The 25,440-nt window shown below is 40.7% G+C and carries 21 protein-coding genes and 1 pseudogene; 9 read left to right on the forward strand and 13 right to left on the reverse strand.

The window, feature by feature from the left end; genetic code table 11:
- Positions 1-51 precede the first annotated feature (51 nt).
- Complete coding sequence (locus H9565_RS15665) at positions 52-1,680, reverse strand: solute:sodium symporter family transporter (RefSeq protein WP_246560696.1); 1,629 nt, start codon at positions 1,678-1,680, stop codon at positions 52-54.
- A 227-nt stretch (positions 1,681-1,907) separates the two neighbouring features.
- Here H9565_RS15665 and H9565_RS15670 point away from each other — a divergent pair, with 227 nt between their 5' ends.
- Together H9565_RS15670 and H9565_RS15675 are read left to right on the forward strand one after the other, a co-directional pair.
- Complete coding sequence (locus H9565_RS15670) at positions 1,908-2,549, forward strand: MOSC domain-containing protein (RefSeq protein WP_215441035.1); 642 nt, start codon at positions 1,908-1,910, stop codon at positions 2,547-2,549.
- Positions 2,546-2,905 carry a DoxX family protein gene (locus tag H9565_RS15675; RefSeq protein WP_215441036.1) on the forward strand — a complete coding sequence of 120 codons (360 nt, stop codon included), beginning with the start codon at positions 2,546-2,548 and terminating at the stop codon, positions 2,903-2,905. The genes H9565_RS15670 and H9565_RS15675 overlap by 4 nt, the downstream gene beginning before the upstream one ends.
- 62 nt (positions 2,906-2,967) lie before the next feature.
- Here the strand turns inward: H9565_RS15675 and H9565_RS15680 are convergent, their stop codons facing one another.
- On the reverse strand, positions 2,968-3,552 hold the full coding sequence (locus H9565_RS15680) for a hypothetical protein (protein ID WP_215441037.1): 585 nt from the start codon (positions 3,550-3,552) through the stop codon (positions 2,968-2,970).
- Between the two features lie 214 nt (positions 3,553-3,766).
- Between H9565_RS15680 and H9565_RS15685 the strand changes: the two genes are divergently transcribed.
- The 3 genes from H9565_RS15685 to H9565_RS15695 all read left to right on the forward strand — a co-directional run bounded on the left by H9565_RS15685 (position 3,767) and on the right by H9565_RS15695 (position 5,748).
- A complete protein-coding gene (locus H9565_RS15685; RefSeq protein ID WP_215441038.1) occupies positions 3,767-4,654 on the forward strand; it encodes an AraC family transcriptional regulator in 888 nt (295 codons plus the stop codon).
- Positions 4,651-5,253: an alpha-ketoglutarate-dependent dioxygenase AlkB family protein gene (locus H9565_RS15690; RefSeq protein WP_246560699.1), complete on the forward strand. Its 603-nt coding sequence runs from the start codon at positions 4,651-4,653 to the stop codon at positions 5,251-5,253. The genes H9565_RS15685 and H9565_RS15690 overlap by 4 nt, the downstream gene beginning before the upstream one ends.
- Before the next feature lie 216 nt (positions 5,254-5,469).
- On the forward strand, positions 5,470-5,748 hold the full coding sequence (locus tag H9565_RS15695; RefSeq protein ID WP_215441039.1) for a TIGR03643 family protein: 279 nt from the start codon (positions 5,470-5,472) through the stop codon (positions 5,746-5,748).
- An 18-nt stretch (positions 5,749-5,766) separates the two neighbouring features.
- Here the strand turns inward: H9565_RS15695 and H9565_RS15700 are convergent, their stop codons facing one another.
- The gene (locus H9565_RS15700; RefSeq protein WP_215441040.1) at positions 5,767-6,537 is read right to left on the reverse strand and encodes a S1/P1 nuclease; all 771 of its coding nucleotides are present in this window, start codon (positions 6,535-6,537) and stop codon (positions 5,767-5,769) included.
- A gap of 106 nt (positions 6,538-6,643) precedes the next feature.
- Here H9565_RS15700 and H9565_RS15705 point away from each other — a divergent pair, with 106 nt between their 5' ends.
- The 3 genes from H9565_RS15705 to H9565_RS15715 are packed head-to-tail and all read left to right on the forward strand — an operon-like array spanning position 6,644 to position 11,078.
- Positions 6,644-8,893: a penicillin-binding protein 1A gene (locus tag H9565_RS15705; RefSeq protein ID WP_215441041.1), complete on the forward strand. Its 2,250-nt coding sequence runs from the start codon at positions 6,644-6,646 to the stop codon at positions 8,891-8,893.
- Between the two features lie 33 nt (positions 8,894-8,926).
- Positions 8,927-9,730, forward strand: a complete 804-nt coding sequence (locus H9565_RS15710) for a Cof-type HAD-IIB family hydrolase (protein WP_215441042.1) — start codon at positions 8,927-8,929, stop codon at positions 9,728-9,730.
- Between the two features lie 31 nt (positions 9,731-9,761).
- Positions 9,762-11,078, forward strand: coding sequence for a DUF819 family protein (locus tag H9565_RS15715; RefSeq protein ID WP_215441044.1), 1,317 nt, complete (start codon positions 9,762-9,764; stop codon positions 11,076-11,078).
- 26 nt (positions 11,079-11,104) lie between these two features.
- Here the strand turns inward: H9565_RS15715 and H9565_RS15720 are convergent, their stop codons facing one another.
- From H9565_RS15720 to rpiA, 3 genes are read right to left on the reverse strand one after another with little or no spacing between them, the layout of a single operon-like run.
- The gene (locus H9565_RS15720) at positions 11,105-12,070 is read right to left on the reverse strand and encodes an aldo/keto reductase (protein WP_215441046.1); all 966 of its coding nucleotides are present in this window, start codon (positions 12,068-12,070) and stop codon (positions 11,105-11,107) included.
- A 10-nt stretch (positions 12,071-12,080) separates the two neighbouring features.
- Positions 12,081-13,649 (reverse strand): protein adenylyltransferase SelO, encoded by a 1,569-nt coding sequence (locus tag H9565_RS15725; protein ID WP_215441048.1) that lies wholly within the window; start codon positions 13,647-13,649, stop codon positions 12,081-12,083.
- 45 nt (positions 13,650-13,694) lie between these two features.
- Positions 13,695-14,369 carry a ribose-5-phosphate isomerase RpiA gene (rpiA, locus tag H9565_RS15730; protein WP_215441050.1) on the reverse strand — a complete coding sequence of 225 codons (675 nt, stop codon included), beginning with the start codon at positions 14,367-14,369 and terminating at the stop codon, positions 13,695-13,697.
- A gap of 288 nt (positions 14,370-14,657) precedes the next feature.
- Between rpiA and H9565_RS15735 the strand changes: the two genes are divergently transcribed.
- On the forward strand, positions 14,658-15,359 hold the full coding sequence (locus H9565_RS15735) for a DUF4369 domain-containing protein (RefSeq protein ID WP_215441052.1): 702 nt from the start codon (positions 14,658-14,660) through the stop codon (positions 15,357-15,359).
- A 43-nt stretch (positions 15,360-15,402) separates the two neighbouring features.
- Here H9565_RS15735 and H9565_RS15740 read toward each other — a convergent pair whose 3' ends face one another.
- The 7 genes and pseudogenes from H9565_RS15740 to H9565_RS20295 all read right to left on the reverse strand — a co-directional run.
- Positions 15,403-15,672 carry a hypothetical protein gene (locus H9565_RS15740; RefSeq protein WP_215441054.1) on the reverse strand — a complete coding sequence of 90 codons (270 nt, stop codon included), beginning with the start codon at positions 15,670-15,672 and terminating at the stop codon, positions 15,403-15,405.
- A gap of 77 nt (positions 15,673-15,749) precedes the next feature.
- On the reverse strand, positions 15,750-16,712 hold the full coding sequence (locus H9565_RS15745; RefSeq protein ID WP_215441055.1) for a type I phosphomannose isomerase catalytic subunit: 963 nt from the start codon (positions 16,710-16,712) through the stop codon (positions 15,750-15,752).
- Between the two features lie 30 nt (positions 16,713-16,742).
- Positions 16,743-17,150 carry a 6-pyruvoyl trahydropterin synthase family protein gene (locus tag H9565_RS15750; protein WP_215441056.1) on the reverse strand — a complete coding sequence of 136 codons (408 nt, stop codon included), beginning with the start codon at positions 17,148-17,150 and terminating at the stop codon, positions 16,743-16,745.
- Positions 17,134-17,679 (reverse strand): isopentenyl-diphosphate Delta-isomerase, encoded by a 546-nt coding sequence (idi, locus tag H9565_RS15755; protein ID WP_215441057.1) that lies wholly within the window; start codon positions 17,677-17,679, stop codon positions 17,134-17,136. The genes H9565_RS15750 and idi overlap by 17 nt, the downstream gene beginning before the upstream one ends.
- A gap of 121 nt (positions 17,680-17,800) precedes the next feature.
- Complete coding sequence (locus tag H9565_RS15760; RefSeq protein ID WP_215441058.1) at positions 17,801-18,754, reverse strand: PorP/SprF family type IX secretion system membrane protein; 954 nt, start codon at positions 18,752-18,754, stop codon at positions 17,801-17,803.
- A 5-nt stretch (positions 18,755-18,759) separates the two neighbouring features.
- Positions 18,760-20,787: a T9SS type B sorting domain-containing protein gene (locus H9565_RS15765; protein ID WP_215441059.1), complete on the reverse strand. Its 2,028-nt coding sequence runs from the start codon at positions 20,785-20,787 to the stop codon at positions 18,760-18,762.
- A 21-nt stretch (positions 20,788-20,808) separates the two neighbouring features.
- Positions 20,809-25,440: pseudogene (locus H9565_RS20295) on the reverse strand (hypothetical protein); the annotation flags it as partial.

The following is a 25,440-nucleotide window of genomic DNA, read 5'->3' on the forward strand; positions in this document are numbered from 1 at the left end:
TTTAAACTACTTACTCCGACTATTAATCTACACCACGGCATTGGTTATGCTTTACACATTACCTAAAACAAGATATAAAATAATAGTAAATACCACTAGAAAGAGACTAAAGGGCTTGGCATACTTCCAAGGTTGAAGGTTTAATACCCCCGCATCTTTCATTATAAATTTTTCTTCTTTTTTCCCTAATGCGGAAACTAGGTGCATAATCAATATATTCAGCACGAATTCTATTCCCCAAATATGAATAAAATGAAGATTCACTTCAAAAATGTAATACATGGCCACGTAGAATACCAATCCAAACATAAGTCCGGCTTTCGCCCCAATAGCACTAACCTTAGGAAATAGAAAACCTGCAATAATTACACTGGCAATGGGTATAAAGAATATTCCGTTCAACTGTTGTAACAACTGGTAAAGTCCATCTGGCGCATTAGCTACAAAAGGCGCTATACCTATTGCTAAAACGGCCAAAATAGCAGAAGTACTCTTGCCAATGACCACCAATTTTTTTTCACTGGCATCTTTTTGTATGTATTTTTTAAAAACGTCTAAACTAAATACAGTGGCAGCACTGTTCAATGCACTATTAAAAGTACTTAAGATAGCTCCCATCATTACTGCTACAAAAAAACCAGTGAGCCACAGAGGTAAAACTTTTTTTACCAAAAGTGGATAAACGTTATCCGGATTGTCATAAAGACTTTCCCCAAAATAGTAAAAGCCGATAAGGCCCGGCAAAACAATTACCAAAGGCACCAATATTTTAAGTAAACCCGTATAAAGTAATCCCTTTTGGGCTTCTTTTAGACTTACCGCTCCCAAAACCCGTTGAATAATGGATTGGTGCATGGTCCAGAAATATATCTGATTGATCATAAGCCCCGTAAACAGCACTTCAAAAGGTAAAATTGCGGAACGTGCTCCCTCCCCTATTCCCGACTCCTTACTTACCACATTGAATTTCTCTGGGCTGTGCTTGAATACTGTTGCCATTCCTTCAAACAAATTGCCTTCGCCAATGCTTAGCAAAGCCAAAATAGGCACCAATAACCCTGCTACCAATAGGCCAAACCCGTTTATCGTATCTGTATAGGCCACCATTTTTAAGCCGCCAAAAATGGCATATACGGCACCAATACTACCTACGATCAAGATAGTTATCCATATACCTTCACTTTGGGTGACATTCAATAATTCGGAAATTTCAAAAATAGCTTCTATGTTTAAAGCACCTGTATAGAGCACAATAGGCAGCAAAGTGGCTACAAAAGAAATAATCAAAAGGAGCGCCACAAAAGTACGGGTGAGACCGTCAAATCTTTTTTCCAGAAATTCTGGAATGGTAGTCAATCCCATTTTTAAATAGCGAGGGGCAAAATACAGGGCCGCGATGACCAAAGCCAAGGCAGATGTAACTTCCCATGCTACAATAATAGCTCCGTTTCGATATGCGGAACCGTTCATTCCCACCAAATGCTCAGTAGAAATATTGGTTAAGAGTAAAGAACCTGCTATTACAATTCCGGTTAAGGATCTACCTCCCAAGAAATAGCCGTCTTTGGTGTTCAATTTATCGCGTCTAAGCTTATATGTTGCATAGAAAGCAACAAAACCAGTAAAGAGTAAAAAGGTCAATAACGCCATAAGAAGGTGCCCAGGGGGATTAAGTTGCAAAAAATTACCTTAGATAAATATCAAATAAACACAAAAAAAACGAATAAATTACCATATTCACAAACATTTCGTGTGCGCAAACGAAATATTAAGACAAAATACACTCACTGATCACAAACATAGACTAATCTAGTAATGTACTAGCGCAAATAGATTACCCATCACAATTGTTTTTTAAACCGCAGTTATCATTCGTTAATTGCGGATGGTTTACTTATTTTTAATTCATGAAAATTATATCAACTAACATTGGTAGCCCAACTACCATTACCTGGAACGGTAAAGAAGAACTAACGGGCATTTTTAAATACCCGGTAGAAGCCCCCCTGTTTTTAGGAAAAACGGATGTAGCTAATGATACCGTAATTGACCGTAAACATCATGCAGGCGTGAACAAGGCCTGTTTTCTATTCTCCACGGAACATTATGAGTACTGGAAAAGCTTATACCCAAGTTTGGATTGGAACTGGGGTATGTTCGGAGAAAATCTTAGCGTTAGTAATTTTGATGAATCCGTTATACGTATAGGCGATATTTATAAAATAGGAAGTGCCTTGGTTCAAGTAGTACAACCTAGAGAGCCTTGTTATAAGTTGGGTATACGGTTTCAAAACCAAAGTATTTTAAAACAGTATATAGATTATGGGTTTCCAGGCACTTATGTACGCATCCTAGAAGAGGGTGAAGTAAAGGTAGGAGACGAATTACTGCTGGTGGAGCAATCTCAAAACACGCTTACCGTTAAGGATTTTTATCAATTATTATTTACCCGCCAAAAAGACCCGCAAATATTACAGTTGGCCTTGACCAATACTTCTTTGCCCGAGTATAAACGTGAACGTTTAAAGAAATTCCTTCCTAAATCATGAATTATCCATGGCACTTGTACGTAATGGGAATCGTTTACGTAATGGCAGGTATTATGCATTTTGTAAAACCAAAAGCCTATATGCGTATTATGCCCCGGTATCTACCCAACCACAAGCTATTGGTGCAATTTAGCGGTATTGCAGAAATTTTATTAGGTATAGGTGTTTGCATTCCTGCTGTGAAGAACTACGCTATATACGGAATTGTACTCATGCTAGCCGTGTTCTTACTGGTACATTTTTATATGCTATCCAGCAAAAAAGCTTCGGCCGGATTTCCCAAGTGGCTCTTAATAGCAAGATTGCCTTTACAACTGGTCTTAATGTATTGGGCCTATAGCTACCTATCACTATAAAAAAAGCCCCTAACGCTCTCAACAACATTAGGGGCAATTAACTCAACTCAACTTAAACTATCTTAGTTTACCGAAATCTCCTTGTAATAAGTTTCTTTGCTATCTCTTACTACAACGGTATACTCACCTTCGTAAGCTTTGGTAAAATCAAATGCTTTTTCAATAACCATTTCATTCTCTCTTTTTTCAGAGAAAACTAGTCTGTTACTACTATCGTAAACTTGAATATCTACGTCTTTGCTATCTAGGTTCAAAAGGTTTAAATAAACCATTCCACCTTTTTGTCTAAAGACCGGTTTACTGTTTTCTTTTTTGTCTATTACCTCTACATTGCTTCCGTTTACACTAATTGTGTAAGAAATTGTAGTTAAATCATCTTCTGATTTAAAGAAATATAGACCATCTTTAAGTTTAGAAAGGTCAAACTTCTTGGCATAGTTTTCTTTTTCAACAGTTTCAAAGAATATAACGTTCTGCTCTGCATCCATAAACTTGATGGTTGTTCTTCCCGCATGGGCATCTAGTTCATAAACAAAGCTTTTTACATTTTCATTTGGTACAACACTAAGCTTGGGCTCGCTGGCGATACTAGCAGTTGTAGTCAATAACAAAGCGATCATTGCGGCGGTTCTTACTACTTTTCTCATATCGTTTTTTTTTATATCCCGCTGTTACACAGGGTAGGTTAATAATATGATACAAACATACTGCCGTTATCCTGCTCTCACTACTCCACAATTCGCCAATAAATGTGCTATTTTACCATTCCATATACAGCAATATTGCCCATAAGGTAATATTGAACATATTTTAGTTAATTTTGCAAAGAAAGAAGGAATTAGCCTTGTTTAATTTTGTATTATGAGCAAACCCCCGCTAACAAATCAGAAGCCCGCTTTTGAGGCCATAGAACCTAGTTTTGGGCATTCTTATACGTATCAAAGGTTTGATGCGACAAAGAATAATAAAAACACCGTATGGCATTACCATCCGGAAATAGAACTCGTTCACGTAAATGGCGGGTCTGGTAAAAGACAGATCGGAAGCCATGTTTCGTATTACTCAAAAGGAGACCTTATATTAATAGGTAGTAATTTACCCCATTGCGGTTTTACCAATACACTTACCGGTAATGAAAGCGAAACGGTCATTCAAATGAAATTGGATTTCTTGGGAAACGATTTTTTTAATATTCCCGAAATGAAAAAAATTCAATCGCTTTTTGAAATGGCAAAAGGTGGTATAGCCTTTTCCGGAAAGACCAAAAGAAAGATTGGAGAGAAAATGCAGATTCTGGAATACCAGACCCATTTTCAGCGTTTACTTTCTATATTGAATATTTTAAACGAATTGGGCAACTCCAAAGAGTTTAAGATTCTTAATGCCGAAGGATTCTCTATGGAAACCGAAGTGAAGGACAATGATCGTATTAACGTAGTCTTTAACCACGTTAAGAACAACTTTAAGGAAGAAATAACATTGGATGAAATAAGTAACATGGTAAGTATGACCGTACCCTCTTTCTGTCGTTACTTTAAAAAGATTACCAATAAAACTTTTGTTCAGTTTGTAAATGAGTACCGCTTAGTGCATGCCTCCAAACTTTTGGCAGAACAACCTTTAAGTATTACCGAGGTTTGTTTTGAAAGCGGTTTCAACAACTTTTCACACTTTAACAAACAGTTTAAAGCCTTTACAGGTCAAAACCCATCTGAATACAGGAATGAGTTAAAAACGGTTCTTAAATGATAGACGGCCTGTTCCCGGAAGAAATGAATTTGAACCTACCGGATAGTGACATTACCTATTATCCAAATTTTATAGAACGGGCAACGGCCGATTCTTATTTTCAGTCGCTCAAGGAAGAAACCCCTTGGCAACAAGATAATATTACGGTATTCGGTAAGACCTATGCCCAACCAAGGCTAACGGCTTTATATGGTAATAACGGTAAGCCCTACTCCTATTCTAAGTTGGTAATGGCGCCCCATAAGTTTACACCTATGCTTTTAGAAATAAAAAACAAGGTTGAAACTTGTACAGGGGTGGTGTTTACTACTTGCTTACTCAACCTCTACAGGAACGGTCAGGATAGTAACGGGTGGCATGCAGATAATGAGAAGGAGTTGGGCAAGAACCCAATTATTGCATCGATAACTTTAGGGCAAGAGCGTTTCTTTCATCTAAAACATAGAAAGGATAAAAACCTGAAACAAAAAATTCTACTACAACACGGTAGTCTTTTACTAATGAAAGGTGCTACACAAGAACATTGGCTGCATCAGGTTCCAAAAACGGCCAAAGTTATTGATGAACGCATCAACCTGACATTTAGAATTATTACATAAAAAAATCGGCCATTAAAAATAGCCGATTTTTTTTTACCCTTTACTTATGAGAAGATTACTGCCTTTAGCCGCCGGGTGCCAACTAATGTCCTCGCAACCATCTACTCTAATATAACATAGACATTTACTTAAAAATGTATTATGTCGTTAAGAAGCCAAAATTTTAGTTCTATTGAGTTCAAATATTAATTTGTCCTTAATTACTTTTGTAATGCTATGAGACAGACATTTACGGAAAGAGAATTAGACCGAATTATTGAAATGGCTTGGGAAGACCGCACTCCTTTTGATGCTATAACTTTTCAATTTGGCATATCGGAACAGGAAACTATTGAACTTATGAGATACCACCTTAAACCCAAAAGTTTTAGGATGTGGCGTAAACGAGTTCAGGGCAGAAATACCAAACATGCCAAGTTGAATAATACGGAAGACCATAGGTTCAAGAGTACACGGCAGCGTCATATATCTATGAACAAAATTTCAAAACGGTAAACTATTTCGTTTTTAAATCTAAAAAAGTTCGTTCAGAACCTTGGCCAAACGCAACCCTCCTTTTTGTAGTTGGGTTTCAACCGTGCCCCACCATTCGTAACTGTAACGGTAATATAGCTTCTCTCCTACTTCAACGGAATCATAGAGTTTATCTGCAATTTCTTGAGATTCCTCTACCCAATCATAAATTGTACCTTGTTGAATAAATTTTACTTGTTCTTTTGAAAGTTGGGGTAAACTAGAAGCCAACTCGGTATAGCTCATACCATAATCATTTATCATGTTGGAGTCCCAAACTCTATGCAGGTTAGTTCCGGTATTGAACCATTGCAACTGAATATCGTTGCCTCCCTTATCCTCATAACGTCCTACATGCATGGGCTGGTGTAGGTCTCCTATTAAATGTACCAGCATTTTCAGATAAAAAACCTTATCCTCTTTTTTGCTGTTATAGTCTTTGATAATTTCAATACATTTATTGATACCCACTATAAGATCTCCGTGCTCACTGGGTTCTATATCTGAGTAATTTTTTCCTTGGGGAATATTTACATAATGCCAAGCGCTAAATTCTTTATAGGCCCTGTCGGCTTTTATATCATCTGCAAACGTAGATACATAAGCAAGACTCTCTCCGTTCAACAACTTTTTAAGTGCCTTTCTGGTTTTTTTTGAAAGGTGATGTTGAGCCACTTCGCCCACAGTGCGGTGTCCGGTTTTTGACCACTCACCATCATTTGCGTTAGAAAGTGTTGTTATTAAGAACAGAAAGAATACTATTTTTCGCATGAAATTTATTTAGCCGCAAAAGTAGAAAATTGAAGTTAAATCTATTGTTAAGAAACCCTAGGGTTTCATTTTTTAATTTGATATTGCACACCTAAAATTCACGGATTTGATCTTAAAAAAAATAAAGTCACCAATATTAAGATATACCCTGCTTGCCCTAATAGCACTCATAGTTTTCTCCTTTCTGTTTATAACAAGTATTTACTGGGGAGCTTGGGGTAAATTGCCCGGCAAGGAAGAACTTTCGGATTTTCAATACCAAAGGGCTTCGGAAGTATACACGGCAGATAGCGTTCTTATTGGTAAATTTTATTTGTACGACAGGCAGCCCATAGCTTTTGAGGCCATTCCCAAAAATGTACTTAACGCATTGGTAGCCATTGAAGATGAACGTTTTTATGAGCATAACGGCATAGACTATAAAAGTTTGGGGCGTGTAGCTGTAAAGACCATACTTATGCAAGATCAATCTGCCGGTGGGGGCAGTACCCTATCCCAACAGCTTGCTAAGAATTTATATCCCCGGAGGGATAGAAAAAGAGCCAATATCGTAGTAGATAAAATAAAGGAGATGTTCATTGCTTCTCGGCTAGAAGACATTTACTCCAAAGATGAAATCCTTACGCATTACCTGAATACCGTTTCTTTTGGCGACAATACTTTTGGAATAGAAAGTGCTTCCCTTAAATTTTTTAATAAACAAGCAAAAGATTTAACGGTAGAAGAAGGAGCAGTTTTAGTGGGCATGCTCAAGGCCACTTATGGCTATAACCCTCGTATTTTTCCCGAGAGAAGTTTAACCAGAAGAAACCTGGTACTTCTGGCCATGTCCAATAACGATTATATTTCCGCGGAGCAAAAAGACAGTATTATCGACCTTCCCTTAAAACTGGACTATCGCGATTATGATAGTAATACCGGACTCGCTCCCTATTTTAGGGAAGAAGTAAGAAAACAATTGTTGAAATGGAATGACAAGCAAAAAGAGGAAGGTAATGAATACAATATCTACACTTCCGGCCTAAAAGTGTATACCACTTTAGATTACAATATGCAGTTCTGGGCCGAAGAAGCCATGCGTGAGCATATGACCGCATTACAAAGTAGTTTTGAAAAAAGTTATGGAAAAAATGGCCCATGGAGCGCCAATGAGAAGCTGATAGAAAAGGTCGTTAAAAACTCGGATGTTTACCGAAAAATGAAGAAACAAGGGTTGGAGCATGACAAAATCATGGATTCCCTAAGCATAAAAAAAGAATTGGTGCTAACGGATTGGGAAGGAGAAAAGACTGTCCAGGGCAGTTCTATTGATAGTATTACGCATTATATGAAATTCTTGAACACCGGTTCTTTGGCTTTAGACCCTAAAACAGGTGCCGTTAAAACATGGATTGGTGGTGTAGATTTTGAGCATTTTAAATATGACCATGTGGCGCAAAGTAAACGCCAAGTGGGATCTACCTTTAAACCTATTGTCTACACAACCGCATTAGAAACCGGCACTTTGCCTTGCACCTATTTTTCTGCGGAAGAAGTAGCGTACGAAAATCTAAAAGGTTGGTCTCCCAGTAATTCCGGAAAGAAAGATGAGGCTTACCTCAACTATTCCATGGAAGAAGCCTTGAGCCATTCCGTAAATACAGTAGCAGTAAAAGTTTTGGAAAAAGCGGGTATCAACAATGTGCTCACAATGGCCAAAAATATGGGTATTTTCTCCAAACTACCTGCTCAACCCTCTTTGGCCTTAGGTACCGGAGAAATATATTTAAATGAACTAGCGGGCGCTTATGCCAGTTATGTAAACGATGGGAAAGCTGTTTTACCTTATCTCATTGAAAAAATTACGGATAGAAAAGATTCCCTTTTAACCGAATTTAAGCCAAAAAGAGCTCGTGAAACCGCTTTTTCGGAAGAAACGAGGCAAATTATGGTAGAAATGATGAAAGGTACAATTGATAAGGGCACAGCCTCTAGAATCCGTTCCACTTATAAATTGAACAATGCCATTGCCGGAAAAACCGGAACCACGCAAAATAATAAGGATGCATGGTTCGTAGCCATTATGCCAAAATTGGTGCATGTAACTTGGGTGGGACTGGACAATCATGAAATAGGCTTCAGAAGCACCAGTTTAGGGCAAGGCGCTAACGCAGCTCTTCCTATCTTTGCCAAATGGATGCAGGAAATGAACAAACATCCTTACTATAATGAAATTACAAAGGCGCAGTTTAAACGGCCCAACCCTGCAACTTTAGAGATGTTGGACTGTGAACCGGTAAAACGAGATGGGTTCTTTAAGCGTTTGTTCAAAAACCCGGACAAAAAGAAAACCAAAAAATTCAGACAAGGAAATTAAGACCGAACCTAACAAACTTTAAAACCAAACGACTTGAATTACAAAATACTCTGTTCAGATTTAGATGGTACTTTATTGACCACAAAAAGTGATGTTTCCGAATTTACGATAGCTGAGATCGATCGAATTAAATCACAGGTAAAAATAATTTTGGTGTCTGCGCGTATGCCAAGTGCTATGACGTATTTACAAAAAGACCTGGCCATTGAGGAGCAACCTATCATCTGCTACAATGGCGCCTTGGTGCTGGATGGCGATAAAGAACTTTCCTCCGTACATATTAGTACGGACCATCTGGATGAAATATATCATTTAGCCGAAGTGAACGACACCAAACTCGGTTTATATTACAACAATGAATGGTATGTTGAAGAAGATTCTGAACGTGTTCAGAAAGAAATAAAGTACACCAAGACCACTCCGGTTTTTAGACCTACCTCCGAAACGCTTTTGGACTGGGAAGAACGCAATATTGGTGCGCATAAGATAATGCTAATGAGCACAAAAGAGGATGCCGATAACCTCTACCCTATTCTTGAAGAAAAACTGGGGGAACACCTAAACCTATACCGCTCAAATGATACGCTCATTGAAGTTGCGCCAAAATCCGTTTCAAAATTATCTGCCATAAAATCTTTATTACAAGAAGATGAATCACTAGAACATGTTATTTCTTTTGGTGATAATTACAATGATATTCAAATGCTGGAAAGCAGTGGTTGTGGTGTTGCTGTGGGTAATGCCAGAGAAGAAGTGAAAGCCATTGCCAATGCCGTTACCCTACCCAATACAGAAAATGGTGTAGCAGACTATATTAAAAAGCATCTGGTAATTTGATTATATTTGAGGAAAAGCACCCACAAATCATATGACCGAACCTTTATTACCTGCCCCGTTAATAACCGATGATACCGTTGTTTTTGGACTATTAGCACTCTGTCTAGGCTTTATTTTTTATGGATCATCTCAAAAGACAGGTTTTTGGAGTAAATTTTACGGCATAGTACCAGGGGTGCTTATGTGTTACCTATTGCCAGGTATATTGGCATCTACAGGTATTGTTGCCGAAAAATGGCAGACCCTAAGCGATACCGGTGAAGTTATCACCCATACTTCCAGTCTGTATTATGTTGCCAGTAGGTATTTACTGCCTGCAGCACTGGTGCTTATGACATTAAGTATAGATTTAAAGGCGATTATGAGCTTAGGGTCCAAGGCACTTATCATGTTCCTAACAGGTAGTGTTGGTATTATTATTGGCGGACCTATTGCTATTTTAGTTGTTTCTATCTTTTCTCCCGATACCGTAGGGGGAAACGATTTTGATGCTATTTGGAGAGGGCTTTCTACTATTGCCGGTAGTTGGATCGGTGGCGGTGCCAACCAAGCGGCCATGTACGAAATCTTTAAATACAATCCTGAAAAATACGGCGCCATGGTACTGGTAGACATTGTTGTGGCCAATATCTGGATGGCTGTTATTCTACTAGGCGTAGGCCGCACCAAACAAATTGACAAATGGCTTAAAGCCGATACTTCCGCTATTGAAACTTTAAAGGTCAAGGTTACCGCTTTCGCCGAAAAAATAACCCGTGTACCTACCTTAAAAGACTATATGATGATGCTTTGCTTTGCGTTTACTGCAACTGGCATTGCACATTTCTTTGGCAATCACATTAGCGATATGCTGACCAGTTCGTTTGAAAGTGTTCGTGATCAAAAAAGCTTTCTCTCTTTCTTAGGGTCCAGTTTCTTTTGGATGGTGGTCATTGCCACAGCGGCAGGTATAGCCTTATCTTTTACCAAAGCTAAAAACTATGAAGGTGCCGGTGCCAGTAAAATAGGCGGTATGTTCATTTATCTACTAGTGGCCACTATTGGTATGAAAATGGATTTGGGTAAAGTACTTGAAAACCCGGGATTGATTGCTATTGGCCTTGTCTGGATTTCTATTCATGCGGGACTATTGATTCTTGTAGCAAAACTGATAAAAGCACCCTTCTTTTTCTTGGCGGTGGGAAGTCAGGCCAATGTTGGCGGTGCAGCTTCGGCCCCGGTTGTAGCTGCGGAATTTCACCCATCGTTGACTTCCGTTGGGGTACTCCTAGCCGTTTTTGGTTATGTAGTGGGTACAGGCGGCGCACTGCTATGCGCCTATTTAATGGAAGTTGCTTCGGCACTTTAAATGGGGCAAAACATATCCACGGAAAATCAATCCCAACTCAACCGGCTACGCTCTTCCCAGTAGGCTTTGGAGTTTACTTTTTCCTTGGTAAGCTCTGCTAATTCTTCTTCATTCAAAGTGAAGGAATTCGCCTTTAAATTTTGTTCCAGCTGATGTATATCCGCAGCACCGCTCAATACATAGTCCGGTTGTACCTTGTCCATTACATACCGCAATGCAATAGCATCTACACCTACTTCGTACTTTTCAGCCAAAGTCTTCAATTTGGTATACAAAGATTGATACTGAGGATATTTTTCATTTTCAAATATGCGGCCATTGGCCATCGCTTCTTTAACTATCAGTTTTTTGTCCTGTAATTTTATATCACGTAAAACTGGTAAAACGGCTTGTTCCAACATATTAAAAGTAACCTGAAAACTATCAAAAATCACCTCGCCATCAATTCGTATTTGGAGAGCATTTTCTATAACCTCCTTTTGATTAGGTCCACTCGTTGAAATCCCAATGGTAAGTCCGGTCGTTCTTTTTATCTCCAGCAGTTTTTCCAATACGGGTTTATTCTGTAGCACGCCGCTTTCAAATGTTGCAGAATGAATTTGGTAGTACTCCAAAAAAGGAAGAAGCCCCTTAGAGAACTCCCATTGCTCCGTGAGCTTTTCCAGGGAGTGTTCTTTTACTTCATGCGGACCATCATATCCCAATTGCCAATTGGCCACATAGGTATAGCCCCATTTGGTACCCAGTACTACATCTGTATGTGCCCGGCTATCCTGCCAATCTTTTAGAAACTCCTCGCCTTTTCCGTAAGACGGGGCGGTATCAAAATATCGCACCCCTTTCTCATAAGCGGCATCCAACACCTTAAAAGCATTGGCCCTGAAAGCAACTAAGGACTTATCCATATTGCCATCATCTATGTTTATATATTCCGGACGACCCAAAGCGGCCATACCGAGTCCAATTTTTGTTTTAGACGGATTCTCTGTCATACATTTAGTTTTACGAACTGCAGGATAACATGGAACAACCTACTTTGTTACGCGCCCAATCCGGACGTTTGGCAAACCATTTTTCATACTCCGGTTGCTCATCGTACGGCTTCTTCAACAAAACAAACAGCTCATTAATTAAAGCATAGTCTCCCTTATCCGCATCATCAATCGCCAATTGTGCCATATAATTGCGTAGCACATATTTGGGGTTTACCGCATTCATTTTTCCTTTTCTTTCGGTATCTGAGAGCGGTTCTTTTTTCAATCTATTTTGGTAAGCCGTAAACCAACTTGTCCATTTATCCAGAACTGCACCTTCTACCTCATCAGGCATATAAAAGGCTTCACCAATGGTTTTCAAGAAAGAATCTACATCACTCTCATCCTTTTTAATATCGGCTAAATTCCGAAAGAACAACGTCATGTCGGTTTCGGTAAGCTGAAGGTTTTCTTCCAAATCATTCAGCAACTTTTGGTCCAAATCATCCTTTTCAAAAAGCCCTATTTTAGACTTCATCATATCTAAATACTTTTCCTCAAACTTGGTTTTAAAGCCCTCCAGAACATTCTCCAAAGGTGCTGCCTCATCAATTAAAGGATATAACGCATTTGCCAATTGGTATAGATTCCACAACCCGATATTAGGTTGGTTTCCGTACCGGTATCTACTATGCTGGCGGTCTGTGGTATTTGGCGTCCATCCATGGTCGTAACCTTCCAACCAGCCATAAGGGCCGTAATCTATGGTCAGACCAAGAATGGAAAGATTATCCGTATTCATAACGCCGTGAACAAAACCTACCCTTTGCCAATGTACCAACATATCTAAAGTAGCATCTGCCACAGCTTGAAAAAACTGTACATAAACCGCCTTGGAAGGCGCTCCCAATTCCGGAAAAAAGTGTTTTATAGTATAGTCCACCAATGTTCTCATGGTAGCGATATCTTCACGTGCAGCAAAAATCTGATAGTTGCCAAAACGAAGAAAAGAAGGGGCAACACGGCAAACAATGGCACCTTTCTCATAGGCGGCATTGCCATTATAAAGCATATCCCGAAGCACTTGGTCTCCGGACAACGCCAAGGACAAAGCTCGTGTAGTAGGTACGCCCAGATGGTACATGGCCTCACTGCACAGGTATTCACGAATGGACGAGCGTAAAACCGCCAGCCCGTCCGCCGTTCTGGAATAAGGGGTTTCACCCGCTCCTTTTAGCTGCAGTGCCCAATGCTTCCCGTTATGTTCTATTTCCGTAAGGTTAATGGCCCTACCATCACCCAATTGCCCGGCCCAATTACCAAATTGGTGCCCGCCATAGCACATGGCATAAGGTGTAGTTCCTTCAAGGACTTTATTACCGGTAAAGATGTTCAAGAATTCTTCGGTTTGAGTGTCTTCTAAAGAAATACCGAGTTCGTTCGCCATTTCCGGTGAAACATGAATCAGGCTTGGGTTGGTCGTTTGCTTGGGAGTAGCATATGAAAAACAAGCTTTTTCTACCTGTCTTCTGCTATTCTCCATAATGGGATCAGCCGGTAATTCCTTATTGAACGTCTCTTGTATATTGAATTTCATTTGTTTCATTTTTCCATTGCCCATAACTTACGAGAGGGCAAAAAGCTACTTCTTTAAAGTGACCACCTTATTTCCCTGCCCCATAAGAACTATATCCGTAGAAGAAAGGAAAAGTCCCGTCTCCACTACCCCGGGAATTTGAATGAGCACATCGTTCAACGCTTTTAAATCATCCTTCTGAAAAATATCGATATCTAAAATACAGTTGTTTTCATCTGTTTTGTACACCTCATTATTTTTCATGCGTAACCGAGGGTTCAAATCCATTGTGTTCAATTCTGAAATGATAGTTTCCGTTGCAAAAGGAATGGTCTCTACGGGCAACTTAAATTTCCCTAAACGTTCAACTTGTTTGCCCGAATCCGCTATGATGATGTTGAATCTTGAATTATGGGCCAATATTTTTTCGCGGAGCAATGCACCTCCCCCACCTTTTATCAACTGAAATTTAGGGTCAAACTCATCGGCACCGTCTATGTTGATATCCATGGTACCCGCTTCATCCAAAGAAAGCAGTGATATGCCTGCCTGTTTGGCCAGCCTGGCCGTAGCATCGGATGACGGCACACCTTTCATAATAAGTCCGCCTGCAATCCGCTTCCCTAATTCCGCAATCATAAAAGCCGCCGTAGATCCAGACCCTAAGCCCACAATCATTCCGTTCTTTACATAATCCGCGGAAGCAATGGCCGCAATCCATTTTTCATTTTCAGCATTCATATATTCTTCCGTATTAAAAAATTAATGATTGAGAAGATATTGAATTATTTATAGAATCATAGCCCTTATTGGTCGTAATTTTAGCAATATTCTTTCTTCTCATCCAAACAAAAATACTGCACATTTATGAACTGCTCATCAATTTTAAAAATAGCTTCTTGAGTATACTACCCAAAGGTTAAACCACTAGACCTATTTAAAAGAACAACCCGTATCCGGAAGCATTTAAATACCGATCAATGAGTAAACCAAAAAAAATATAGATATTTGCGCCACCAAAAACTGAACATGAAAAACATATTTCTTTTAAGTGCAATTTCTTTACTGTTGCTATCATGTGGAGGCAGCACAAAAAACACCATGATCGTAACCGGGAACGTAAAGGGACTAAAAAAAGGTACGCTTTACTTACAACACGTACCGGATAGCGTTCTGACTACTATAGATTCTTTACAAATAGAAGGCGATGGTAATTTTACGTTTACAACAGAGCTAGAAAGTCCAGAGATTTTCTACCTCTATTTAAATAAAAAGGACGCCAATGAAGTAAACGACCGTATCACCTTTTTTGGAGAGCCTGGTACAATTACAATCAACACATCTTGGAACACTTTTGATACCAATGCTAAAATTACAGGTTCTGAAAGCCAGATAAAACTGGAAGAGTACAGAAAAACCATGTCTCGCTTTAACATGAAAACCTTAGAGATCATTCAATTGGCCAACGACCCTAAAAACGTTTTGGATTCATTGCAATTGGATTCCGTTCAGAAGCTTAGCGACCGTAATCTTCAGCGCGGTTATGCTTTTTCCTTAAACTACGCGCTTAACAACAAGAACTCTTACATAGCGCCTTATATAGCTTTGACCGAAGTTCCCGATGCCAACGTAAAATATCTTGATTCTATTTATAATGTACTAACGCCCGAAGTCTCGGAATCTAAATACGGTAAACAATTAAAAACGTATCTAGAAAAGATCAAAAAGTAAAAAAGCCCGCAATAGCGGGCTTTTTATTTAATTCTTGTTAGGTCTAACCTAGTTTGTTCACTTTTTCAACAAGGCCTGTTGCCTTTGTTTCCAATTCTTGGCGAACAGCATTTAGGTGCTTCTTTCTATTCTCAACACCTCTTTGGTTCACTTTCTGAATAAGGTCATCAAAAGTCTCAATAGCTTCATCAATAACCTTTGCTCCTTCTTTAGATTCTTGGTTAGCATTGGCAGCTTCTACAATGTATACCGCTTCTATGATGTCTCCCAAGACATTATTAATATCCTTCTTTAATTCTTTTACACTTGCCATTATCAATAAATTTTACGCAAAAATACGCTATTTATACTCAATTTGAACAAAATATATAGAGTGAAATATTTAAGAGGTTAAATGGTTACCTCTAAAAGTTTCGCTCCCTCTGTTGTTATTTTTATAGTGTTGGACGATGCCGGTAAAAGAGTAGTCTCTCCCTTTTGGATTTGTACACTGCCATTTTCATTGGCAATAGTAGCCGCACCTCCTACGCACATAAAAATGGTGAACGAATCACGATTGGTAACATCTTGTGTCATTCCAGCATTCAAATCCAGAAAATCCGTTTTAAAATATGGGCAATCTATCATCTCATTTACCGTGTTCTTCTCATTTTTATAAGCTACCTTAAAATCGTCTTTCTTCTTATAGTCAATGGCATCCAGCGCCTGCTCTGTGTGTAACTCCCTAAGATTTCCATTTTTATCCCTTCTATTGAAATCAAAAACACGGTATGTAACATCTGATGTTTGTTGGATTTCTGCTAAAAGAACTCCTGCGCCAATGGCATGAATCTTTCCTGTGTTAATAAAGAAAGTATCGCCTTCTTTTACCTTTTCATAGTTTAAAAGGTCTAGAAGCGTATCGTTTTTCATACTTTCTGCATACTCCTCTTTACTAACATCTTTGTTAAAACCAACAATTAAGCTAGCATCATCATCCGCATCCATAACATACCACATTTCAGTTTTCCCAAAAGAGTTGTGACGTTTCTTGGCCAACTCATCATTGGGATGCAACTGAATGGATAGATCTTGTTTGGCATCTATAAACTTGATTAATATTGGAAAATCAGTCCCAAAACGTTCATAAACACTTTTTCCCAATACACTTTCTGGATCTTTTTCTATTAGGTCTTGTAATGACGCACCCGCCAAATCTCCGTTGGAAACTACAGAAATATCTCCCGGAACCGTAGAAAGCTCCCAACTTTCGCCGGTGATATCGTTTTCAATTGGCTTGCCCAAAACATCTTTAAGTTTAGTGCCGCCCCAAAGGCGCTCTTTTAAAATAGGATTGAATTTTAAGGGATGCATAGCGTTTTTTTATAGTTATTAGTTTATGTTCTATCCTGAAAAGGTGACAAAATTTCGGGGGGTTTCATATAATACAACCTCAAGCTCGTGCCTTTCATTAATATGAGGTCTTAGTTTGTTCCAAATAACAATTGAAATATTTTCTGCAGTTGGATTAATGTCTTTAAATTCCGGAACTTCAACATTCAGATTTTTATGATCTAAAGCATCCTCTACTTTATCGCCAATTAAATCCTTTAAAACTTTCATATCCATAACAAAGCCCGTTTCGGGGTCTATTTCTCCCGTAACGCTAACAATCAACTCATAATTATGGCCGTGGTAATTGGGGTTGTTGCATTTGCCAAAGACCTGAGCATTCCTATCATCGCTCCAATCTTTACGATACAAACGATGGGCGGCATTAAAATGGGCCTTTCTACTAACCTTTACTTTCATCCTCAATTGAATTTTGGCTTATGTGGTCATAAAATTTCTCGAAAATAATTTTGAACCACGCCGTATACGTATCCGGATTTTGTGCCATATCTTTTTTAATATCAGAAGGCTTCATCCATTTCCAATCCGCTACCTCGTCCGGGTTAATTTTTGGTTCTCCGGTATAACTACCCATCATAACATGATCAAACTCATGTTCCGTTAACCCGTTATCAAATGGCGCTTTATAGATGAAAGAAAACAGTTCTTTAAGTTCGGTAACAAAACCCATCTCTTCTTGTAATCTTCTTTTTCCCGCCTCTATATTGCTCTCGCCTTCACGTTGATGGCTACAACACGTATTGGTCCATAAATTGGGAGAGTGGTACTTGTGGGCAGCTCGTTGCTGCAACATAGTCTCACCTTTATCATTCATTACAAAAACAGAGAATGCGCGATGAAGCATAGCTTTTTCATGCGCCTCCATTTTAGGCATTGTTCCTATTTGGTTATTGTCTTGGTCTACCAAGATTACTTCTTCTTCTTTCAAATATCTCCTTTTTTACAAAGCACAAAAAAAGCGCCTCCGGACAAAAATAATACCTTTAAGTTAGTATCGTGTGAAGAGAAGATGATAAATTAAGGAAAGTGAGTCAATTTTATAAAAACTTCTAAAAGAAACGAGGTGATTTTAAGTTACCCTTTGTGCTTATGAAATCATATCTTAAGATGGCTTCAAAAGAGCCCGAATTATAGACCGCTTTGCCCAGCTCGGTAACTTCGCGATCATAGGCAAGACCGATCAAGAACTTCTTGGAAATATTGAACCCTAGCATACCACTGAATGCCGCATCCCAACGGTAGGCCGCTCCAAGGATAAATTTTTCACTAAACATAAAGTTTGCCGAAATATCAACTTGCAATGGGGCTCCAGTAACCAATTTGGTTAATAAAGCGGGTTTAAACTTTGTATTATCGTTTAAATCCCAAACATAGCCTGTTATAAAGTAAAAGTTCATTTGTTCTTTGGCCGTAGACGGTGCTGGACCATCTTTAAAATGAAGGGTCTGTAATATACGTGGAACGGAAAGACCTGCATAGAACCTCTCATTATGATAATAAATACCTGCACCAACATTAGGCGAAAACTTGTTGTCTATATCATTCTGTAAACTTGTATCTGTTGTAAATTGATTGAGTTCCGAAAAACGAACGTCCAGTAAATGGGCGCTTCCCTTTAGCCCAAAACTTAATCTACCTTCCGAGGATGTGTATACCGTATATGAAAAGTCTATATCAATATAAGTCTCAGAAGTAGGGCCAATTTTATCATTAACTATTGAAGCACCTAGGCCCACACCCCTATACCCAATAGGGGAATGTATATTGAAAGTCTGCGTTGTAGGAGCTCCATCCAACCCTACCCATTGGGAACGGTGCAAGAGTGCTGTACTAATATGACCTCGAGAACCCGCATAAGCAGGGTTGACGCTCACCGTATTATACATATATTGGGTATACTGAGAGTCTTGTTGCGCAATGACGTTTTGTATAGTTGCCGCAAACAGTACGACAAATAGTAGGCCAATTTTACAAGCGGTTATTCTGAGATTTGGGATCATCATTACTGCTATCTGTTAATGTATATATATCCTGAAAGTGATTTTTGTTCACCTTGAGCATCTTTGTAATCTAAAATATAGAAATACGTACCAACCGGTAATTTTCTATCTGCATCAACAGTAACCCTTCCTTGAGAGGTTCCGTCAAACACGTTTCCTTCGGTGTTGTAAGCCTGTGTAGTATATACAAGAACACCCCATCTATTATAAATCCGAATTGAGTTATCCGGGTAGTTTTCCAGCCCAGTTATGGTCAGTACGTCATGGGCTCCGTCATTATTTGGCGTCACTACGTTAAATACCTCAATAGGTTCTTCCTCTGCGTTAGGCTCTAAATATTCCGGTATACCATTGCCATCCGTATCATCATTGGCATAATTCCCATCAATATTTATATCCTCGTCTTTACTCTGGATACCATCATTATCATCATCCGTATCCCTATAATCAGATTCTCCATCGCCATCCGTATTTGGTAAATCGTTATATGGATCGTTTATTTCATCATTAACATCAAGATCAATTGCCGTTTCGCCTTCGTACCCGTCATCAAGACCATCGCGATCTTTATCCGAACCAATTAAAGTAACGTCAGGAATACCGTCTCTATTATGATCATGCCCTTCTATTCTATCCGGAACATTGTCATTATCACTATCATCATCAACGTAATCCGGTAAATCGTCTCCGTCCGTATCTTCTGGGATAATTCCTAATCCACCATTATTTTCATAGGCATCATCCACTCCGTTTCCATTCAAATCCAATCCACTAGGCGGGATATAATCAATAGTGGTTTGAGCTTCTACGTTATCCGGGATACCATCATTGTCACTATCAATATCTAAATAATCCGGAATGCCATCATTGTCCGTATCCGTTGGATGTGTAGACGGATCATTATCGGCATCTAAATTCAAATCTTCAAAACTATTTAAGATTCCATCATCATCTGTATCCAAATCAATGGCATCCGTTACCAAAATAGTTACCGTAGCCGTATCACAATTACCTACCGTATCACAAAGCGTATAAGTAAATGAGTCGCTTCCATCAAAATTTTCATTAGGAGTGTATGTAACCCTATCATCCGATGGATCGTTGGGTGTACCATTGTTATCCAATACTAACGTTCCATTTGTTGGATTCGTGGTCGTTAAAGTTCCTATTGTTGGAATATCATTGTCATTACCAAGAATATCCAATTCAACCGGCGTATCTTCTGTAGTAGCTATGCTATCATCAAGAGTATCCAAAATAGGTAGCACATCTACTGTGACCGTAGCCGTACTACAGTCCCCAAAAATATTACAGACCGTATAATTAAACGTATCCTGACCATTGTAATCAGGATCCGGAATGTAAGTCACAATATCATCTGTAGGATCGTTAGGTGTTCCGTTATTATCAATATTTACCGTTCCGTTTACCGGATTGGTTGTAGTAAGTGTACCTTGCGTAGGCAGCTCACTATCATTGTCAAAAATATCCACTACCACTGAATCATCTTCGTCTACAGTAACGAGATCATCAACCAGAATGGCCGACTCATCAATACAGACTACGGTAAAACTAGGTAGACTTTTTGCATTACCAGCCTTAGTAATAGTAGCTATATAGCGCTCCACGTTCTGTGTGGCAATAACCATAGGGGCACTCTGGTCTCCTGGCAAAGGAGGGTTCCAACTCACTGTTGCTCCCGAAGAAAGGTTATCCGTATTATCACTAATATCAAGAGTGACCTCATTATATGGCGAATTACAATTGGTTACTATAAAATAACTGGTTGCATTCTTACCACATAAGGTACCATCGTACGTTGCAAAATAAATCCCTTGATCATTTACTTCCAAGAAGGAATCCGTACTTAAAACAGTACTGGTGTCCTGCGCTTCATACCAGCGAAAGTTGGTTCTGGTTTCTTCTGGGGTGTCATCTGGAGCGCGTAATAAATACTGAGCATTGGAGACGGCAAACCCCAGAATGGTAAAAACCAAACTGAGGACCAGTTTTTTATATGTAGTTATCGCTCTCAAATCGATTGGTTACCGTTTAAATTATTTTACTACAAAAACTACATTGATCAACGAGTTATAACTTGCTGGTTGTCCAATAACATCATAGGTCATTATTCCGGATGCATTTACGGATACATTGTCAAAAACTGCCGTATCGTAAAAAGTAACATAGTAATACAACTCCGTATTGGCATATGTTGGAATAGCTGCTGGTGCCGAGGCACTAGCTACCATTGGCGAACCGAATTGTGCAACATATTGAGCGTGCAAGTCTATAGTTCTACCGGTTCCATTTGTTGAAGCGTCTACTTCTATAGAAGGTGGATAGAAAATCTTAGAAGCTTTTAAAGAGTTTACTTCAACAAGATCGCCATCTGCCTCAACACCTACTAACGTAGTAGCATTACCCGTTACGGCATTTGATCCATAATCAGAAAAACGTACTGTACCACCTTCTACATCTAATCTGGCATCTGGTGAACTGGTACCAATACCTACTTCATCGGAAGAAGCATCTGTAAATAGTAAAAATGTTTCAGTGTCTCCTTCAACTCTCATATCACTATTTGCTCCCCTTTCATTTACTACCAAACCGTCATACATTCTTACATTTCCATTAAAAAATGTTCCTAAGGCATAGTCGTTGCTCCAATTAATACGCAAATAATTATCGTCAGTTGCCCTCAAAGTATTCTTACCATTCATATATAGGTAATCGTTTATTTCAACATTACCTTCAACATCTAAAGCCCTATTAGCCGTAATAGAGGTTCTACCGATAGCAACATTTCCTTGAGTAAAAATATTATCGTTTATATTGTTCGGAGCATTTGATGTACCTACCTCGTACCAATCATGATCTGACAAACTGGATAAATCAACACTATTCCCTCCAGAGATTGCCAAATTACTTCCTGATAGGCTAAGGGTCTGATCGTCTGTGGCAGGATCACCTGCTGGGCCTTGAGGGCCGGTAGCTCCAGTTTGACCGTCTTGACCATCTTGACCTGGTTGTCCCTGAGGACCCTGAGGACCTTGAGGTCCCTGAGGTCCCTGAGCCCCATCCTGACCGTCTTGTCCGTTTTGTCCGTTTTGACCTGGTTGCCCCTGTGGACCTTGTTGACCTTGGGCTCCTTGCGGACCGGCCGGACCTTGAGGACCTGTTTCCCCTTGGATTCCCCGCGGACCACGAGCTCCTGTGGCTCCTGTATCTCCCTGAGGACCTTGTGGACCCGTTGCTCCTGTGGCACCGGTATCTCCTTGCGGGCCTTGAGGACCTTGAGGACCTGTTGCTCCCGTATCTCCTTGTGGACCCTGTGGACCGACTTCACCTTGCGGGCCTTGGGCTCCTGTAGCTCCCGTATCTCCTTGCGGACCTTGTGGGCCAACTTCACCTTGTGGACCTTGGGCTCCTGTAGCTCCTTGCGGGCCTTGAGGACCAACTTCTCCTTGTGGGCCTTGGGCTCCTGTAGCTCCCGTATCTCCTTGCGGACCTTGTGGACCTGTTGCTCCTGTGGCTCCCGTATCCCCTTGTGGACCCTGAGGACCAACTTCACCTTGTGGACCTTGGGCTCCTGTGGCTCCCGTATCTCCTTGTGGACCTTGAGGACCTGTTGCTCCTGTATCTCCTTGTGGACCTTGAGGACCTGTTGCTCCCGTATCTCCTTGCGGGCCTTGTGGGCCTACTTCTCCCTGTGGACCTGTTGCTCCTGTGGCTCCCGTATCCCCTTGTGGACCCTGAGGACCAACTTCACCTTGCTGGCCTTGGGCTCCTGTAGCTCCTGTATCTCCTTGAGGACCAACTTCTCCTTGTGGACCTTGTGGACCTTGTGGACCTGTCGCTCCCGTATCTCCTTGCGGACCTTGAGGACCCGTTGCTCCTGTGGCTCCGGTATCTCCTTGTGGACCCTGAGGACCAACTTCTCCTTGTGGACCTTGTGGGCCAACTTCACCTTGCGGGCCTTGGGCTCCTGTTGCGCCTGTATCTCCTTGCGGACCTTGTGGACCAACTTCTCCTTGTGGGCCTTGGGCTCCTGTGGCTCCCGTATCTCCTTGCGGACCTTGAGGACCCGTTGCTCCAGTGGCTCCGGTATCTCCTTGTGGACCCTGTGGACCAACTTCTCCTTGTGGACCTGTCGCTCCTGTGGCTCCCGTATCCCCTTGTGGACCTTGTGGGCCAACTTCTCCTTGTGGGCCAACTTCTCCTTGTGGACCCTGAGGACCAACTTCTCCTTGCGGGCCTTGGGCTCCTGTAGCTCCCGTATCTCCTTGTGGACCCTGAGGACCAACTTCTCCTTGAGGACCTGTTGCTCCTGTAGCTCCTGTATCTCCTTGCGGGCCTTGTGGACCTGTCGCTCCTGTGGCGCCTGTATCTCCTTGTGGACCCTGAGGACCAACTTCTCCTTGTGGACCTGTTGCTCCAGTATCTCCCTGAGGACCTTGTGGGCCAACTTCTCCTTGTGGACCTGTCGCTCCTGTGGCTCCCGTATCCCCTTGTGGACCCTGTGGACCAACTTCTCCTTGTGGGCCTTGGGCTCCTGTAGCGCCTGTATCCCCTTGTGGACCTTGTGGACCGACTTCACCCTGTGGGCCTTGGGCTCCTGTAGCTCCCGTATCCCCTTGCGGACCTTGAGGACCTACTTCACCTTGCGGACCTTGTGGGCCTGTATCCGGATTAATCCATGAATAAGTTCCTGTACCGTCCGTAGAAAGTACTTGTCCATTATTCCCACCTGAAGGCAGTTCTATTTCGTTTGTTGGGTCCGAATCTTCATCCCTAATGTCTATTGTGGTATTGGTACCATCGTTAATTTGTATTTCAACGGATCGGTTTGGCACCACAACTGCACTACTAAGATTTTGATCATCTCTAAAATCTGTAAGATCAACGGTTGTATCCGGGCCTGTACCATTATCTAAAGTGATGATATTTCCTGTAAGACTTATCTGCTGATTATCAGTATTTGCTAAGCTTGATAAATCTACCGTCTCAGAACTACCATCTTCTATGCCTATTGTTAACGTATTTCCCGAAAGACCTGACCCTTGAATACTTTGATTATCCGCTAAATCGGCTAGACTCACAGTGTCAGAACTTCCTCCTTCAATTCCAACGGTTAAAGTAGTTCCCGAAAAAGTTAAATTCTGAATGTTTTGGTTGTCCGTACCCGAATCATCTAAATGTGATAAATCTACTGTTTGGCTATTCCCGTCTTCAATACCCACAGTAAGTACATTTGAACTTGTATTTATTGCTAAACTTTCGATATTTTGATTATCACTTCCAGCAGGGAAATTTACGGAAAGGTCATAATCATTACCTGTTTGATTTAAGGTTACAGAACCGTCTGTTGAGGTTAAGGTTTGTATTTCGTTTGAAGCGTCCGCATCGGCATCGTCTACATTTAAATTAATTGCATTTCCTTCGGATATACTAACATTTCCAGGATTACCATCCGTACTTAGCGTTTGGTCGTCACTGGCGTTGTTGGCCAAATCCTCTAAAGCCTCCTGGACCGTAGTTTCGTTTACCGTATCTCCATCAACATCAAAAGGAGTGTTCAAAGCTACCTCCGTAGCATCTTGAATCTCATTTGTTGGGTCGGCATCCGCATCCTGAATATTTATCGTTGTAGAACCACCTCGCTGTAAGTCGATGTCCACGGTTTCGTTAGCGGTACCCACTGCACTTGTTATCTGTTGGTCGTCACTGGCATTGTTGGCCAAATCTTCTAAAGCCTCTTGAACCGTAGTTTCGTTTACCGTATCGCCATCAACATCAAAAGGAGTGTTCAAAGCTACCTCCGTAGCATCTTGAATCTCGTTTGTTGGGTCGGCATCCGCATCCTGAATGTTTATAGTAGTTGAACCACCTCGCTCTAAATCGATGTCCACCGTTTCGTTAGCGGTACCCACTGCACTTGTTATCTGTTGGTCGTCACTGGCATTGTTGGCCAAATCTTCCAATGCTTCCTGAACCGTTGTTTCGTTTATCGTATCGCCATCCACGTCAAAAGGAGCATCTAACGGAACTTCCGAAGCATTTTGCTCGTCTAAATCTACACTACTGATTTGATATGGATTTCCTGCTGAACCATCTCCTGCTACAGAAACATTTGCATTTCCAGATTGTACGATAGTCTCCGTACCATCGGCAGCAGCTACAGAAAGATTATAATCGTTGCCTGAAGGCGTAACCGTTATAGAGCCGTCCGTAGAGGTAATGGTTTGAATCTCGTTGTTCGGGTCTCCATCCAAATCCGGAGTTGCGTTTCCACCTACTGCATTCCATGTGGTACCGTCATAAACATATAATTGTCCAGCAACCTCGTCTACATAAGTTACACCACTATTGCTTGGTGTGACCGTTGGAGAACCGTCGCCCAATAACGTAAGTTCGTTTGTTGGGTCGGCATCCGCATCATCCAAAGATGGAACATCTACCGTTAAATTAGGGTACGTACCACCTACAACAACATTTCCACTTCCACCATCGGCAATGGTAACCGTTTGATCTGGAGCCGCATTCACGACTTCAAAATTCTGACCAGATTGGTTTACCGTAATACCCGTTCCCGCTGAAACTGTTTGATTTTCGTTTGTTGGGTCGGCATCCGCATCCTGAATATTTATCGTTGTAGAACCACCTCGCTCTAAGTCGATGTCCACCGT

It is taken from the genome of Zobellia russellii (assembly GCF_018728565.1).
Lineage (GTDB): Bacteria > Bacteroidota > Bacteroidia > Flavobacteriales > Flavobacteriaceae > Zobellia > Zobellia russellii.